12 protein-coding genes are annotated in these 16,963 nt (G+C 49.7%); 5 read left to right on the top strand and 7 right to left on the bottom strand.

Annotated elements, in window-relative coordinates; all coding sequences use genetic code 11:
- Positions 1 to 14 precede the first annotated feature (14 nt).
- The 4 genes from DRJ53_RS04305 to mobA all read left to right on the top strand — a co-directional run bounded on the left by DRJ53_RS04305 (position 15) and on the right by mobA (position 4,113).
- On the top strand, positions 15 to 1,190 hold the full coding sequence (locus DRJ53_RS04305; protein WP_114234303.1) for a molybdopterin molybdotransferase MoeA: 1,176 nt from the start codon (positions 15 to 17) through the stop codon (positions 1,188 to 1,190).
- A gap of 201 nt (positions 1,191 to 1,391) precedes the next feature.
- Positions 1,392 to 2,510, top strand: coding sequence for a ThiF family adenylyltransferase (locus DRJ53_RS04300; RefSeq protein ID WP_123893353.1), 1,119 nt, complete (start codon positions 1,392 to 1,394; stop codon positions 2,508 to 2,510).
- Between the two features lie 3 nt (positions 2,511 to 2,513).
- Positions 2,514 to 3,488 (top strand): cyclic pyranopterin monophosphate synthase MoaC, encoded by a 975-nt coding sequence (locus tag DRJ53_RS04295; protein ID WP_241558451.1) that lies wholly within the window; start codon positions 2,514 to 2,516, stop codon positions 3,486 to 3,488.
- Between the two features lie 34 nt (positions 3,489 to 3,522).
- Positions 3,523 to 4,113: a molybdenum cofactor guanylyltransferase gene (gene mobA / locus DRJ53_RS04290; RefSeq protein ID WP_162303799.1), complete on the top strand. Its 591-nt coding sequence runs from the start codon at positions 3,523 to 3,525 to the stop codon at positions 4,111 to 4,113.
- On the opposite strand, the gene DRJ53_RS04285 is transcribed toward mobA, so the two are convergent.
- From DRJ53_RS04285 to nirB, 5 genes are all read right to left on the bottom strand, one after another.
- Entirely contained in the window at positions 4,096 to 5,589 is a 1,494-nt protein-coding gene (locus DRJ53_RS04285; RefSeq protein WP_114234299.1) for a rubredoxin, read from the bottom strand. The genes mobA and DRJ53_RS04285 overlap by 18 nt on opposite strands.
- Before the next feature lie 9 nt (positions 5,590 to 5,598).
- Positions 5,599 to 9,123, bottom strand: coding sequence for a nitrate reductase (locus tag DRJ53_RS04280; RefSeq protein ID WP_114234298.1), 3,525 nt, complete (start codon positions 9,121 to 9,123; stop codon positions 5,599 to 5,601).
- 47 nt (positions 9,124 to 9,170) lie between these two features.
- Entirely contained in the window at positions 9,171 to 10,478 is a 1,308-nt protein-coding gene (locus tag DRJ53_RS04275; RefSeq protein ID WP_114234458.1) for a NarK family nitrate/nitrite MFS transporter, read from the bottom strand.
- A gap of 346 nt (positions 10,479 to 10,824) precedes the next feature.
- Positions 10,825 to 11,199: a nitrite reductase small subunit NirD gene (gene nirD / locus DRJ53_RS04270; RefSeq protein WP_114234297.1), complete on the bottom strand. Its 375-nt coding sequence runs from the start codon at positions 11,197 to 11,199 to the stop codon at positions 10,825 to 10,827.
- A gap of 112 nt (positions 11,200 to 11,311) precedes the next feature.
- Entirely contained in the window at positions 11,312 to 13,816 is a 2,505-nt protein-coding gene (gene nirB / locus DRJ53_RS04265) for a nitrite reductase large subunit NirB (protein ID WP_114234296.1), read from the bottom strand.
- 191 nt (positions 13,817 to 14,007) lie between these two features.
- Here nirB and cobA point away from each other — a divergent pair, with 191 nt between their 5' ends.
- Complete coding sequence (gene cobA, locus DRJ53_RS04260; RefSeq protein WP_114234295.1) at positions 14,008 to 14,787, top strand: uroporphyrinogen-III C-methyltransferase; 780 nt, start codon at positions 14,008 to 14,010, stop codon at positions 14,785 to 14,787.
- A gap of 36 nt (positions 14,788 to 14,823) precedes the next feature.
- Here cobA and DRJ53_RS04255 read toward each other — a convergent pair whose 3' ends face one another.
- Together DRJ53_RS04255 and DRJ53_RS04250 are read right to left on the bottom strand one after the other, a co-directional pair.
- Positions 14,824 to 15,936, bottom strand: coding sequence for a Gfo/Idh/MocA family protein (locus DRJ53_RS04255; RefSeq protein WP_114234294.1), 1,113 nt, complete (start codon positions 15,934 to 15,936; stop codon positions 14,824 to 14,826).
- 78 nt (positions 15,937 to 16,014) lie between these two features.
- A complete protein-coding gene (locus tag DRJ53_RS04250; RefSeq protein ID WP_114234293.1) occupies positions 16,015 to 16,944 on the bottom strand; it encodes an L-lactate dehydrogenase in 930 nt (309 codons plus the stop codon).
- Positions 16,945 to 16,963 lie beyond the last annotated feature (19 nt).

Genomic DNA, 16,963 nt, shown 5'->3' with positions numbered 1-16,963 from the left:
TTAAGTCTTTTTTAATGATTCCAGTTTCCGACGCCAGAGCAATCATCGACGATGCAGCTGGGCCATTGGTGCCGAAAATGCTGCCGTTGACCGACGCGGTAAACTTGGTGTTGGCGGAAGATGTGGTAGCCTGTATCGATGTGCCGCAATTTGACCAATCGGCGATGGATGGATATGCTTTTCAGCTGCGCGACCTTGAGCAGTATTCCCGGCTGGCCGTGGTAGGCGAGGCTGCAGCGGGAAGTAGCAGTACTCATATTTTGCAAAAAGGAACGGCCATGCGCATTTTTACCGGTGCGCCCATGCCTAATGGCGCCGACGTTGTGTTGATGCAGGAGCATGCGCACATTCATGACGGAAACTTATCATTTTGTGGCGGCCCGTTGCAGAAAGGCCGCAATGTCCGCGCCGCTGGTTCGGTTGTAAAAAAAGGTGCAATGGTTTTGCCGCGGGGAATTAGTTTGTCGCCAGGAGCAGTGGGATTGCTGGCCAGTTTAGGCATGGCGCAGGTAAGGGCTTATTCGTCCCCAAGAGTTGCGTTACTTGTCACTGGCAACGAGTTGGCAACACTAGGAAATGCATTGCAATATGGGCAGGTGTACGATTCCAATTCACCTGCGCTGATCGCCGCCCTGAAACAATTGGGTGTTCATAGTGTTGTTGTAAAATACGTTTCAGATTGTTTGCACGAAATTGAAGGAGCCCTGGAAGCCCTATTGCCTCATTGCGACCTGCTCTTGATAACCGGCGGTGTAAGTGTGGGCAAATACGATTTTGTAGGTGCAGGTGCCAAGAGGGCAGGTGTGCACACGCATTTTCATAAAGTGGCGCAAAAGCCGGGCAAGCCGCTGTTCTTTGGCAGGTGGCTGCAAACACCGGTTTTTGGACTGCCCGGCAACCCAGGCGCGGTGCTCACCTGTTTTTATATGTACGTGGCGCCTGTCATTAAAAAAATGATGAAGCAAAAGGCTACTCCTTTCCGGCACATGCCCTTGGGTGTTGCAGTGGAAAAAAAGACAGGCTTCACTTATTTCTTAAAAGGGCATATCGAAGGCAATAAAGTAATGCCACTAGGTGCCGGTGACACTATGCGCAAAAGTTCGTTTGCATTTGCTGATTGTATTATTGAACTGGATGCGGACGACGTTTACTTTGATGCGGAATCGATTGTGAAAGTGCATCCGATATAAATGCGAAAGAGCATCGTAAAATGATGTAAACACATTTATTTACGTATTGGTATAGGTCTTTTATTTTAAGCGAAATAGCTTTGCGTTAATCCGGAGGCCTGCCGGCTCTGAAGGAGCGAATGACAAGTGCTGTTTGCTAATTAAATCATTTGTGTAGACCCTCCAAAATATATAGCTGCATTTAAATTGAAATTGCACATTATGGGTGACAACCACCAGGACCATATACCATTTAGTGAAATAAATCAGCCGTCGGTTGCGGAACTAGGTGCCGACAAAACATTTGCCAACACTAAAATATTGGTAGTAGGTGCAGGTGCGTTGGGCTGTGCGTTGCTGCAACAGCTAGCAGCGCTTGGTGTTGGCTGCATCGGTATCGCGGATGGTGGTAAAGTGCAGTACGAAAACACAGATCGTCCGGTGCTATTTGCAGTTAACGATGAAGGTGAACTAAAAGTAAAAGCTGCCACGGCTGCCATCCAGCGCCGACTTGTAAACGTTACAGTTAAGGAGTATCCTTTTTTTATTTACAATGTGCTTGCACTAAAGATCATTCCCAAATATGATTTGGTTATTGATTGCGCTAATCACTTGCCCACACGGTTGTTGCTCAACGATGCTTGCGCACTATCGGGTAAACTAATGATCTTTGCCGCGCTGAATGGAAGCGAAGGAATTGTGGGTTTGCTGCATGCAAGGCGTGCAAGCGGTCATTGCGGCATCAGCTATCGTGATGTGGCGGCGTCATTCAATGCTCGTCTTCAATTGCACAACAGTGTGTCTACGGAAGCAGTGCAAGTTTTTACTGGAATGTTAGGCACGCTACAGGCGTTAGCTGTATCGCATTGGATCAAACAGTCCGGGCTTTTTTTTGACAATGAAATTATTCGTTACAACATGGAAACTTTGACCCCAAATGTTGTGCAGGTGCAGCAAGGTGCCACACAGAATGCTCCGAAAGATGAAAGCGATTTTTTACATACCAATTACGAATGGCTTTGCGGCGCGGATGAAGTGAAGGAAATAAGCATGCGGGAATTGCAGCAAAAAATGCAGGGAGATGTTCGGTTTATTGATGTGCGGGAAATGCATGAAACGCCGGACCTGCCGGTGCCCCACCAACGCATTCCACTATCCCGGTTGCGGCAAGAGCAGGTAACCGTGGAGGGCGACGAAATAATTGTTGTCTGCCATATGGGTGTCCGTAGTGTGGAAGCCGTGCAGATGCTGAGCCAATGGGCTGTGCCGGGTCAAAAATTATATAGTTTAAAAGGCGGCATCATGGCATTGGCTGCTGTAGTGAGCGACAGTACTCATTGACTTTTGTTAGAAAGTCAAAGAACATCCGTTTCGTTTGAAGCATCCAACTATTACAATGCCTGCAATACAAATATGTTCAACATCACCAGCCAATCCCAAAAGCTACACAAAGCAATTGCGACTTCAATAGTGCGATTGTCGGCTTTAGAAACATTGGATGATATAGAACAAAGCGATCTGTCACTACAAACACTTTTCGAAGGTGCACGGCTTGCAGGTTTGCGGGCAGCAAAAAACACCTCTGCGTTTGTGCCGAATTGCCACCCGGTTCCCATTACTTATGCTGCAGTTGATTTCAAGATCAAAGGATTAGACATCATTATTGAAGCAGAGGTGCATGCCATTGCCCGCAATGGGGTTGACTTGCAAGCTATCCATGCCGTAACTGTTGCCGCGCTACACTTGTATGCTCTCCTTCATCCTTTTAAAACTGGGATTGAAATCGGGGCAACGAGGGTTGTGCCGGATACTGAAAATGACCCTGCCCTTCAGTGGCCGCGAAATGATATCCGTGCTGCAGTCGTAGTTTGTTCCAATGCAGTGGCGATGGGCGTAAAAGAAGACAAAGCCGGACGAATCATATTAACCAAATTGAAGGACCTCAGTATTTCCTGCGATGCATATGCGGTGGTTGCTGATGATGTTGATGCAATTCAACAGAAAGCTAAAACCTTTGCAGACAAAGGTTTTCAATTGCTCATATTTTGCGGTGGCACAGGCCTGCTGCAGTCAGACAAAACACCAGATGCAATTGCGCCGCTGTTGCAGCGACCAATACCCGCAACTATGGAAGCTGCCCGTGCCTATGGCCAGGAGCGAACGCCATTTGCCCTTTTTTCAAGAGGTGTGGCCGGTTTCATCAGTGATACGTTGGTACTCACATTGCCCGGTTCTTCTCGTGGTGCTGCTGAAACGATAGATGCATTGTTTCCAGAAGTGTTGGCGCTCTTTTCCGAAGAGAATTTGGCAAGGAGATAATCGCGCAAAAAATTTATTTCAATTCATTCGTGATATGTCAATAGCTGGAGTTGTTCTTTGCGGGGGTGAAAGTGCCCGAATGGGCGTCGATAAAGGCTTATTGGAAAGGGATGGCCGTACATGGGCACAACTTGCTTTCGATAAGCTGGCAAGTTTCAATATTCCCGTTTGCATCTCTGTCAATAGTCAGAATGTTGCCGCGTACAAACAAAACTTCGACCCCGCATTGTTAATTCAAGACAATGAGCAAATTGGGGTTGGCGGACCATTGAAAGGTTTGCTTTCTGTGCACCAGGCAATGCCCAATGCTGATTTGTTGGTATTGGCAGTTGATATGCCCCACATGCATCAATCGGTACTGGAAACTTTGATCGAACAAAGTAAAAGGAGCAGGGCGGAGGCACTCGTCTATCAAAACGAAAATCAATTGGAGCCGCTCTGTGGCATTTATACGGCTTCAGGCCTCCGCAAAATTTTCGCCGCAGTATTGGAGCAGCGTTTACCGCGGTTTTCCATGCATTATGTTTTGTCGCAAATGACAACGTTGGCGCTGCCAGTAGCACCCGGACAAAAACGATATTTTATTAATTGCAACAGTCCCGAAGATCTATCCGACTTGGAGTGATGACCCAACCGAACTTTTTAAAGCAAAGCTCGATTTGGGGCTTTCACACAACGGGCAGCAGTAGCTTTCGGGCAGCAGATTAAATGATGTTCCGGCTTCGATGCCTGCATCTGCATCTCCCATAGCGGCATCATAAATGGTTAAACAATCCGGGCACTGGTGGACTGTTTCTTTCGTTACAACTGGCGGCTTTGCCTCTTTTGGTTCAACAATGGCCATAGCATTCTTTTGCGCATACTTTTCCGCTTGCTGCTCGTAGTACATTTTGCATAGCGAAACAATATATACCCCCAGTTGTTCTTTTTCCAGCCCGTCGCGGAATGGGACCAGCGTTGCCGCATTTGGGTTGAAATCTTTGGTGTACAACAGGTCATATCGGTCGAGCGACCGGAGGCGATGCGGATTTTTTACCTGTTGTTTGCGGATAATGATCGATCCAAACATACTCGCAGTGGGTTTCGACTGCACGCCAAAACTCAAGCCATAAGTACGCACATCTTCTTTGTCAAAATGCCTGATGATGGTGCGCTTGATTTGCAGCCCCTGCTCATCACCGTCTTCCACCTGCCAGGCCAGTTCGTTGGCTGCATGGCGCACATTGATCCGGTATTTACCCAACACATGGTTCCAGCGTTCGCGGTCCTTTTTGTCGATGCCTTTAACGATCAAACTTTTCCAGGGCGTTGCGTACAGCTCACCAATTTTTGATTCGTTGCACAATATGCAGACATCCATTAGAAAAGAAATCGGGAACATTTGATCCCTCCGATAAATGCCCAGCCAGGCGCCGCTTTCGGCTGGGTTGAAGCCCTCATAATACGGCAACGAAAACGGCTGCAGTTGCAAATGTTCGGACTTTTGTGCAGCACCTTTATTGACAGATTCTTGTTGTATTAACCTTCCAATTGCGTCAGTAGCAAAATCTTTATCCGCAACGTTTTCGCTCAACGCTTGTTCTACTTTTTGTGTTAGCGGTCCAATCTCATTTGTATAAACAAGATGCGGCCAATTGATGATGTTTTGTGTTTTAGGTAGCCGGATATTGAGGTGCCAGAAATGTGCGATGGTAGACGAAACCCAATTGATGTGGCCGGTAAAAAGCGGTACCAAATTTTGGGTGCGGTCGCAGATGTTTACTTTATAGGTGGGCGGTTGTGTAAACTGGCTGAATACATCTTTGAAAACATCTTCACGCAGCCATGTGTCCGCGGTAAACAAACCCGCAGCGGGATAGGAGGAAACGATGTTAGGCGTCGTTTCGTTTTTCGGCCGGCACATAATATTGCGGGCCGCGCAACGTTTTCGAAAGGATGTCGCCAATGCTTCGGGTACTTCCAGCAAAATCTGTTGGCGCAAGCCAAATTGCACTTGTGTAACCCTTGCAGCCTGCGCTTCCTGCAGCAGCGACAACAAATGACCCGGTGAAATAATGCCGCCGGTAAAATTTACCTGGAAGGTTAGTTTTTTGTTGGCCATGATATGTGTTTAAGCCCGCTTCATTGCAATAATGTTTTGCTCCATTTGTGCCAGGGCTTTTTGCAAAATAGCCTGCACTTCAGGTTTGCAACTGCCACAGCCCATGCCGGCGCCAGCAGCCTGGCACAGTTGCGGTAATTCTGTATTTCCCGCCTCTATTTTTGCGCGGATATTGCCATCGCCAACGCCGCCGCAGGAGCAAATAAGTTTACCCAAAACCGGCTCTACTTTTTTGCCCGAACGAAGCAGTTCAAGTCGTTTTTCGGACAGTTCAATTTTGTTTTGTATCAGGTCGCGATACTCAAGAAACTCCGATTTGTCGCCGATCAATATGGCGCCCACCAATCGGTCGTTGTGAATGATGCATTTTTTATAATATCGCTTTGCTTTATCGATAAAAACCACCTCTTCATAAGCCGGGTCGCCGTTCGGTATTTCCGCAAGGCCAAGCGAGCACAATTCAGTGCCGTGCATTTTTAAAATATTCATCAGAAGCGAACCATCATACACCTGCCCAATGTCGCCGCTCAGGTGTTGTGCAACGATTGCAGCTTGTTGTTCCGCAGCGGCGGTAATGCCATACAGAAACCCGCGGAATTCTGCTATCTCACCAACGGCATAGATATGCGGGTCGGCGGTTTGCAGGTATTCGTTCACCACCACCCCGCGGCCGGTGTGCAAACCTGCAGCCCTTGCCAGTTCTACGTTTGGCGTGGTGCCAATAGCAATCACAACCGCCTGGCAAAGAATGCGGATGCCACTTTTTAATACAATTCCGGAAACGCAGTCCTCGCCGATAAAGCGGTCTATTTCATCATTGTAAAAAATATCGACGCCTTTGTCCACCAGCTCTTCGTGGAGCAGTTGGCTGCCCAATAAATCCAGTTGCCGATCCATTAACCGCGAAATGCGTTGTATGATAGTTACACCAACACCCACTTCCCGCAGCGAAGCAGCCAATTCAATTCCAAGCAGGCCGCCACCAACAATGATCACTTTGCCCCGTTCCGGCTGCACATGGTGGCGAAAGTTATCGGCATCAATGCGGCTGCGCATGGTGAAGATGCCCTGCATGGTTGGAATGCTGGGTAGCATGGTGGCGCGGCTACCGGTGGCCATCAGCAATACATCGTATGGATGTACATTGCCGTTGCTATCGGTTACCGTTTTGCCCTTGCGGTCAATGCTTTCAATACTCACACCGCGGTGCAGCCTGATGCCCAATTCGCTTTCTTCTTCGTCCCGCATTTTCACCAGCTGTTGCCATTGTTGTGCGCCGCTGATATAATCGGGCAGCATCACGCGGTTGTAAAATGGAAACGCTTCTTTGCTAAACACGTCGATCTCGTCCACTTCGTTCAGCTCGCGGTATGTTTTTACAAAACCAAATGCGCCGGCACCGGCACCGATGACAATGATGCGTTGTTTGGGTTTTTGATACCGCTTTACCTGCACGGCAGCAAACTTAAAATCAGGTTCTTTGGAAAAGGGATCAACGCGGCTGCTGGTGATGTTGTTGGCGCGGTGCAGGTCGTTGGAAAGGATCTTTCCCCAATGCATTGGCAAAAACACCACACCTCGTTTAATGGTGTCTGTTAGTTTTGCTTTTACCCGAACCGTGCCGCGATTGTTAGAAATTTCAACGAGGCAATTGTCGGTAATACCACGCCTTGCCGCATCGGCAGGATGCATTTCAATAAATGCGTTTGCGCTGTGTTGTTTCAGCTTGCTCACCTTGCCTGTTTTGCTCATGGTGTGCCATTGATCGCGGACACGGCCGGTGGTGAGTATGAGCGGAAAATCGGGTGTTAGTGGTTCCGAGTTGTTATGTTGCGGCGGCGCATGAATAATGGCTTTCGCTGATGGTGTAAAGAATTTTTTATCACTAAATAAGCGGGCTGTTCCGGTGCTAGTTTCTTCGTTGTTAAAAGGCCATTGCACGCTGCGCAACGCTTCCAGTTTTTGATACGACAGGCCACTTACGTCAATGTTGGTTCCGCTGGTGAGGCGGCAGTGTTCTGCATAAATTTCAGAAGGGTGATTGTAGTTAAAACCACTGTATCCCATTTTTTGAGCAAAACGACAAATGACTTCCGCATCGGGCAGCGCTTCGCCGGGTGCATCGACAATTTTGCGCAGCAGCGAAATGCGCCGCTCCGCGTTGGTCATGGTGCCCTCTTTTTCGGCCCATGCTGCAGCCGGAAGGACAACATCGGCGTATTGCAATGTTTCCGGTTTGCTGCTGATTTCCTGCACTACCACAAACTTAGCTTTTTGCAAAGCCGCTTCTGCAAAACGCACATCGGGCAAACTGACAAGCGGATTGGTGCACAAGATCCAGATGGCCTTCAGTCGGCCGTCGTGCAGCGCTTCAAACATTTCGGTGGCGGTGTAACCTGGCTTTGCACCGATGGTACCGCCGCCCCAAAACTGCTGCACAAAAAGGCGGTCCTGTTCACTGGCCAGGTTGCGGTGTGCGGGCAGCAGGTTGGCCAATCCGCCCACCTCGCGGCCGCCCATTGCATTGGGTTGGCCGGTCAATGAAAAAGGCCCGCTACCCGGTTTGCCAATATGCCCAGTAATAAGATTAAGGTTGATGAGGCTTAAATTTTTATTGACGCCGACCACGCTTTGGTTGAGGCCCATGGTCCACATGGTTAAAAAGCCTTTGGCGTTGCCTATGTATTGCGCTGCCAGCCTGATGTTTTCTTCGGGTACGTCGCAGATGGAGGCGGCATCGGCAACGGTTGTTTCCATTACTTTGGCGCTATATGCTTCGAAGCCTTCGGTATGGTTGCGGACAAAATCGAAATCAATATCGCCGTTTTCAATCAGCAGCCGGCCGATGGCATAATGCAGTGTTATATCGGTGCCGGGTTTTATTTGCAAATGCACATCGGCGGCTGCGCAGGTCTGCGTGATGCGTGGATCGGAAACAATAATTTTCAATGCCGGATTGGCTGCCTTTGCAGCCTCCACACGCCGCCAGATGATGGGGTGGCACCAGGCCGGATTGGCGCCAGCAATAAAAATGCAATCGGCTGCTTCGATGTCATCATAACAGACCGGCACCGAATCTTCGCCCAGTGCCATTTTGTATGCAGCCACTGCGCTGCTCATGCACAGCCTTGAGTTGGTGTCGATGTTGTTGGTGCCAACAAATCCTTTCACCATTTTATTGAGCACATAATATTCTTCGGTAAGGCACTGGCCCGACGCATAAAAACCAACCGAATCAGGACCATATTTTTTGATCAGGGTTTGAAAGACTGCCACGGTCCGGTCCAGTGCTTCATCCCACGAAGCCCGCTGCCTTGCGGCGCCTTTGCTGTAGCGCATCTCAGGATAGTGCAACCGATCCGATTGGTCCATCACCGTATAGTGCAGGTTCATGCCTTTGCTGCACAACATGCCTTTGTTAACCGGGTGGTCTTTATCGCCGGTTACGGTCAGTTTGCCGTTCCGGTCCTGGTGCACTTCAATGCCGCAGCCAACACCGCAGTAGCAACAAGTAGTTTTATGTGTTTGCGTCATGCCGTTTCAATGGAGTGTTTGGGAAATTGCGATGCTTGGTGACGGCATTATGCAGCCACCGCTTCCGGCATCACATCAGGTGTAGCCCGGGTAACTGCTCTTGGTGCAAAGCGGATGGTCAGAACCAATGCCGCTACTACAACCACCGATATGCCGATGTAGCCGAAGGCCTGCACATAAGAGATGCTTTCCATTTTAAATAAAAACCCGAACAACATTCCGCCCAGGTTGCCGCCGGCGCCTACAATGCCGCTCACCAGGCCAACATTTTTTTCGTTAACAAACGGCACAATGCCATAAGTGGCGCCGTTGGCCATTTTTAAAAACAATGCAAAGGACAGCATGGACAAAATGGCCAATGTAAAATTGCCGGCTTGCGCAAACAGGATGATGCCGAAGCCTTCGAGCAGGAGCATGGCGGCCAAAAGAAGTGATTTGCCTCGCATGCCATAACGCAAGCCTATTTTGTCGGAAACAATGCCGCCGAGGGCCCGCGCAAAGATGTTCATGAAGCCAAATACACCGGCCCAAAAACCGGCACCGGATTGCGACAAGCCAAACGTATCGACAAAGTGCAAAGCAGCAATATTATCGAAGGTGATTTCCATGCCAAAGCAAACGGCGTACGCCAGTGTAAGCGCCCAAATGCGTTTGTCGGCCAGCACCGACCAATCGGTTTTCGTATTGCTTTTCGCTGCGCGGTCTATCTCGTCAAAATTACCTGCAGGTGTGTCCTTGGTGTAGCGTTGATATAGCCACGCCGCCAGCAGCATCATGCAACCGGGAACGATCATGGCGTAGCGCCAGGCGGCGCCATCGGCATATCCAAAGCCTACAATTGCTGCAAAAATTAATGGCATCACCATGTTGGTAACGCCACCGCCCAGGTTGCCCCAGCCGCCGGCCACTGCATTAGCCGTGCCCTTAATGTTGGCGGCAAACATCATGGATGTGTGAAACTGCGTGATGACGAACGAAGCACCAATTACACCGATAGCCGCCCTAAACAACAGGAACGTGGTATAATCCTGCGCCAGGCCAACGAGGAACACTGGGATACAGCCAATAAGCAGTAGCCGTACGGCGGTTTTCCGTGGGCCCCACGTGTCGCAGAGGCGGCCAATGATCAGCCGGGCAACGATGGTAGAGGAAACCGACACGATAATGAGGTTGCCCACCTGTGCCTTACTTAGTTGCAGGTCTTCGCGGATGGTGGGCATAAGCGGCGCCAGGCCAAACCAGCCAAAAAAGCAAACAAAGAACATGAACCAGGTGGTATGAAAGGTGCGCATTTGCACGCCTTTTATGCTGAAGATTTGAAGGCGGGTAAGTGGTGTATTTTGGGGTTGCGACATGTAGGAAATGGTTTTGATTTGAGGAAAACACAGCGGTGCAGCGGATGTGTAACTGCTCCCAATAAGCTGTGCATGCAAAGGCAAGGGCATGCTTCAAATGCTTTTTCGAAAAGAGGTTTGTTGCGTTAGGCTTGCATTAACTTAGGTCAATTCGAAAGCGATTAATGCATAATGCGCTCAGATAGAATAGATAGCTTAACGCTGCAGGTTTGTGCCTGCAAATAGGAGGGGCGCAAAAGACCCGATAAAATCAGCTCTTTTTTCATTTATTTTGATAAGGTTTTAATGATGGGAATTATTAAAATCCAAAGCCCGGCAGGTGGCAGCCTGTCCGGGCTTTACTTTTTCAAAATAGTTCGGTTTCCCGGTCGGGTACGCCAATGAACACCTTGCCGTTCTCCACCCGCACCGGGTAGGTTTCAATGGCGCCGCAATCGTCGCCGCTCATGCAACGGCCATCCACAAGCGAAAATGTTTTTTTATGAAATGGGCAGGCCACTTTAGGCTCGCCGCCTGCCGTGCCAATAAGGCCGCGGCTCAGCGCCATTTGCATACGGTGCGGACACATGTTTTGCGTAGCGTACCATTCGTTGCGGCGGGTAAAATGGAACAGGGCGATTTGTTGGTCTTTGTATTTGATGCAGACACCGCCGTTACTGGGTACATCGGCTGTGCTGCATGCTGCAAACCAGGTGTATTGTTCCGTAATTGTTGCACTCATTCAATAGGTTTTTAATGATGGGAATATGAACAGAAACCGGGGGCAAAGAAGAAAGTTGAAGCCGATCTTTTTCAAATCCAAAACTGCAGATGCCTGGCAGGGCAATGGGCAATCAAGAATTCCAATCGGCTGCTTTCCGCTGGCCACGCATTGTTTCAAATTGTACGGTAGGATCTTTTTCTTCCGGTGCGTTGATGAAGTGGGTAAACCTTTTGCGCAGTTGCGGGCTTTCCACCACTGCTTTCCATTCGCAGGTATAGTTGTCTACCAGGCCCTGCATTTCCGCTTCAAACTGCTCCGCCATGCCAAGGCTGTCGTTTACCACCACATTGCGCAGGTAGTCGATGCCGCCATCCAGTTTGTTGAGCCAGGTAGCAGTGCGGGTAAGCGGGTCGGCAGTTTTTATGTAAAACATCAGGAACCGGTCGATGTATTTGATGCAGGTTTCGCTGCTCAGGTCAGTTGCTAAAAGTTTTGCATGTTGTGGTTTGGAGCCGCCATTGCCGCACACATACAAGTTCCAGCCTTTGTCGGTGGCAATGATGCCGAAGTCTTTTGATTGTGCTTCGGCGCATTCGCGGATGCAGCCTGATACTGCAGATTTTAGTTTGTGCGGAGCACGCAGGCCGCGGTAGCGTTCTTCAATTTGTATGGCAAAACTTACACTGTCGTGCAGGCCAAAGCGGCACCAGGTGGAGCCAACGCAGCTTTTCACGGTACGCAGCGATTTGCCATAAGCATGACCGCTTTCAAAGCCGGCGGCAATCAGTTCCTCCCAAATAGCCGGCAGGTCGCCCAGGTGTGCACCAAACAGGTCAATGCGTTGGCCGCCGGTTATTTTGGTGTATAAGGCATATTTCTGTGCTACCTGCCCAATGGTAATCAGTTTTTCCGGTGTAATCTCGCCGCCGGGGATGCGGGGCACCACCGAGTAGGTGCCGCCTTTTTGGATATTGGCTAAAAACCGGTCGTTCGAATCTTGCGCAGTATCGTTGCCTTTGTCGAGGATCAGGTCGTTCCAAAGTGATGCAAGAATAGAAGCCACTGCAGGTTTGCACACTTCGCAGCCATCGCCGGCACCGAGGTGGTCAAGTGTTTCATTGTAGGTCACCAGGTTTTTTAATTTGATCAGATCAAACAGCTCCTGGCGGGAATATTGAAAATGTTCGCATAATACATTGCGTACGTATTTGCCGCCCTGCTTCATCGTGTGCAGCATCAGGTCTTTCACCATCGGAATGCAGCCACCACAGCCGGTTCCGGCCTTGGTGCATTTTTTAATGGCATCCAGGTTTTCGCAACCGCCTTCCGACACTGCATTGCAGATCTGCGCTTTACTGATGCTTTCGCAACTGCAAATCAGCGCATCGTCGGGCAGCGCCGAAACGCCTGCACCTTCCTGTGCGGCGCCACTGCGGTTGCCCAGTATCAGGTCTTCCGGATTGGGCGGCAGTGCCAGCCCATTTTTAGCAGTCTGCAACAACATGTTGTATGCCGATGCATCGCCCACCAGGATGCCGCCCAGCAGGAGTTTGCCATCGTTGCTTACATTGATGCGTTTGTATATACCTTTTACGGTGTCTTCAAAAATAATAGTGCGGGCTTCTTTGGGCCCGATGAACGGATCGCCAAACGAAGCAACATCGGTGCCTACCAGTTTGAGCTTGGTGCTCATGTCGAAGCCGGTAAATTCTTTGGCACCGCCCACAAGTTGGGTAGCCACCACTTCGGCCATTTCATAGCCCGGTGCTACCAGCCCGTATATCATGCTGCCGTGCAGGGCACATTCGCCAATGGCAAAAATACTCGGGTCGCTGGTTTGCATGTTGTTGTTTACCACGATACCGCCACGTGGACCCACCTCCAGGCCGCATTGTTTAGCCAGTTCATCTCTGGGCTTAATGCCTGCCGATACCACCAGCATATCGGCATCAATGGCGCTACCATCGGCAAACGACAATCCACTGATGGCATCGCCGCCGGTAATGGCCGCCGTGTTTTTCGACAGGTGAACCTGCAGGCCTAATGCTTCCAATTTCGATTGCAACATTTGCGACCCGGCTTCATCGATCTGGCGGGGCATGAGGCGTGGTGCAAATTCAATGACATGCGTTGTGGACAAACCCAGGTCGAGTAGGGCTTTAGCGGCTTCAAGGCCCAACAGGCCACCACCAATTACGGCGCCTTTGCGGGCACGAGGCGCCCAGTGCTGCATCAGCTCCAGGTCTTCAACAGTGCGGTAAATAAATACACCCTGTTTATCCATGCCGGGAATGGGCGGCACAAAAGCGGCCGACCCGGTGGCCAGTACCAGGTAATTGTATGGAAGGGTGATGCCACGGTGAGAGGTAACCGTTTTTTCAACACGATCAATAGCCTGGATGGGATCGGAGAGGTGCAGCGTTATGCCGTTGTCTTCATACCACGATCGGGGCGCCATGCTCAGGTCTTCAGCAGTTTTACCTTCAAAAAAACTACTTAGATGCACCCGGTCGTAAGCGGGTCGTATTTCTTCTCCAAAAACGGTGATCTTAACTGAGGGTGCCAGGTTTTTCTGCAACAGTTTTTCGCAAAATTTAAACCCGACCATACCATTGCCGACAACGATGATGTTCATGTTGGAATGATTTAGTTGTGAGAAACAATGGCAGGCAAAAGAAAATATTCATGAGAAATATATCGTTCACTATTTCTCGTTGTTGAGCATAAATTTAATTAACAAATAGTTTAATAGCCAAATAAAATTTTAATTTGAGTCGAAAATAATGGCTGTTTTAATATTTATATATAGATATGTGAATAAATAATATGGAATTTAAACCTCATCCTTTTCTGACATTGGTTGGTGCTGGTCCCGGTGATCCGGAGCTTATTACCCTAAAAGCGATCAAAGCTATTGCATCGGCAAATGTCATTTTATATGATGCGCTGGCAAGCCCAGAACTGCTGTCCTACGCGGCACCCGGCGCCATTTCCACTTTTGTAGGAAAACGATATGGCTGCCATGCGCTGTCGCAGCAGGAAATAAATGACCTGATCGTGGATTCGGCCTTTACATACGGGCATGTAGTGCGGCTCAAGGGCGGCGATCCGTTTGTGTTTGGCAGGGCGCAGGAAGAATTGGAAATGGCCACTCGCCACGGTATTGGTGTGGCGGTGGTGCCGGGCATTTCCAGTGCATTGGCAGTACCGGCTTCGCAAATGATTCCACTCACTTGCCGTGGCGTCAATGAGAGTTTTTGGGTAACCACGGGCACTACGAAGGATGGTTCCATTTCGCCGGATATTCACCTTGCTGCGCAATCTTCTGCTACGGTCATTATTTTGATGGCTATGAGTAAACTTGAAAACATAGCCCAGATTTTTGCACAGCACGGAAAGAACGACACACCGGTTGCGGTGATTCAAAACGGAACGCTCCCCAACGAACAAATGGTGGTGGGCACGGTTAAGGATATTTATTTTCGAGTGCAGCATGCAGGCCTCACCAATCCCGCAATTATCATTGTAGGCGAGGTGGTAAAACTTCACCCAAACCAATTGGGTGCACAAGTGCAGGCGCTGGTACAAAAAAAGGAATGGCATTAATACCATTCCTTTTAAATGTGCTTTTCCAAGCTGTTGCTATTTGTATTTGATACTTACTTTTCTGCCGGTTTTTGCTGCTTCATAGATCGCATCAACAATAATCATATCCTTCAGGCCCTCCTCGCCATCTACCGGCACCATGTTCTGTTGGTTGTTCAATATAATGTCGGCCATACCATCCATTTGCAGGGTTTGGTGCGTAGTGTGCGGCTGTGTAAGCGGTCCTTTGTGTGTGCGGCCCTGGATGGGGCCGTAGCCGGTGGCCGGCATCAGTTCGCCAAAACCGCGTTCGCCATTGACAAAAAAGCGGTCCAGGTTATTCATGCTGTAAGTGGAAAGGCAGGAAGCGGTTGCGCCGCTTGGAAATCCAAACTGGAACGTGATGGTTTCATCCACGCCTTCTTTGAATCTCACCGGGTCGTTTTTTGTTTCCTGTGCCGTTACCCACACCGGGTCTTCGCCAATCATGTAACGGGCACCATTAACCGAATAAATACCAATATCCATCATGGCGCCGCCACCTGCCAGTTTGCGGTTCAGTCGCCACTGCGTAGGGTCGCCAATGCGGAAGCCGGAAAGTCCCTGGAAGAACAATGCTTTGCCCATTTCGCCTGATTGGCGCATCCGCACAATCTCGAGTGTTTTCGGTTCAAAGTGCAGGCGGTAGCCAATCAGCAATTTTACGCCGGCAGCTTTGCATGCTGCCACCATTTCGCGGCCTTCTTTTGCATTGATGGCCATTGGCTTTTCACAAATCACATGTTTGCCGGCCTTGGCCACCCGTAACGTTTGCGGGTGGTGGAGCGCATTGGGGGTAATAATGTACACGGCATCAATGTCTTTGTTGTCTTTTATCGCATCAAAGTTTTCGTAGTTGTAACAGTTTTTCTCGGGGATCCCGTATTTACGCTGCCAGTCGGTAAGCTTTGATGGCGTGCCGCTGATGGCGCCTACCAGCTTGGCTTTGGTGCAATCTTTCATGGCATCTGCCACGCGGGTGCCATAGCTGCCCAGGCCCATGATGGCTACGCGTAAAATCTTTTGCGGCGCATCGCCGTTTGCTGTTTCCGGGGCAATGCGCCAGTTGATAAACGGAACACTTAAAGCGGTGGCCGTTGCGGCCTGTAAAAAGTTGCGGCGTGATCGCATGGTTGGTATTACGGTTTGGTTGGTGTAAAAACTATGGGCAGAAAGATATTGAATTTATCGCCAATGCAAATGGCACCCTTAAATGGCAATGGATTCAATCAGCCCTTTAAGTTTGTCTGCAGATTTTTGCAGCAATTGTTTTTCGTGGTAATTGATGTTCAGCGACAACACTTCTCTAACGCCACTGTGGTCAACAATGCAGGGAACGCCTAAAAACACGTCGTTGATGCCATGATAATCCTGCAGCAGTGTGGATACGTTGAGCACCGAAGCTTCGTTGCGTAAAATGGCGGTGCAGATGCGGTCCAGCGCCAATGCAATGGCATAAAATGTTGCGCCTTTCGCCTGGATGATCTGGTACGCGGCATCGCGGGTATTGGCAAAAATCTCCAGCTTGTCTTCTTCGCTCAATAAAATTTCTGAACCGGCAATATTAGCCAGGCTCCAAAGCGGCAGTTCCGAATCGCCGTGTTCGCCCACAATATGTGCATGCACACTGCGCGGATCAATTTGCATTTTGTCACCAATCAGGTAGCGCAGGCGGGCACTGTCCAATATGGTTCCGGAGCCAATCACCCGGTTCACGGGCCAGCCCGATTTTTTCCAGGTAAAATAACTCATGATGTCCACCGGGTTGCTGGCAATAAGCAGGATGCCGGTTTGGTTGTATTGCAGCACCTGGTCGGTGATGCTTTCGAAAATGGCCACATTGCGTTTGAGCAGGTCCACCCGCGATTCGCCGGCCCGCTGTGCAGCCCCTGCGGTAATGATGATAATATCGGCATCGGCGCAGTCTTCGTAGCTGCCCGCCCATACTTTTGCCTTGCTGGTAAACGGGATGCCGTGGTTCATGTCTAGCGCATCGCCAACGGCTTTTTCCTTGTTGGCATCGATCAGTACCAGTTCGTCCATGCGGCCGCGCAGCAGCAACGTATATGCAGTGGTGGAGCCAACGGCACCCACGCCAATTACAACGATCCTTGTTTTTTTAGGTGTATTTTCTGTCATTAAAATATTGGTTATCGTT

Source organism: Paracnuella aquatica, from assembly GCF_003332885.2.
Taxonomy (GTDB): domain Bacteria; phylum Bacteroidota; class Bacteroidia; order Chitinophagales; family Chitinophagaceae; genus Flavisolibacter; species Flavisolibacter aquaticus.
The sequence above is the reverse complement of the archived record's forward strand: the minus strand, read 5'-3'. Positions and strand labels throughout refer to the sequence as shown.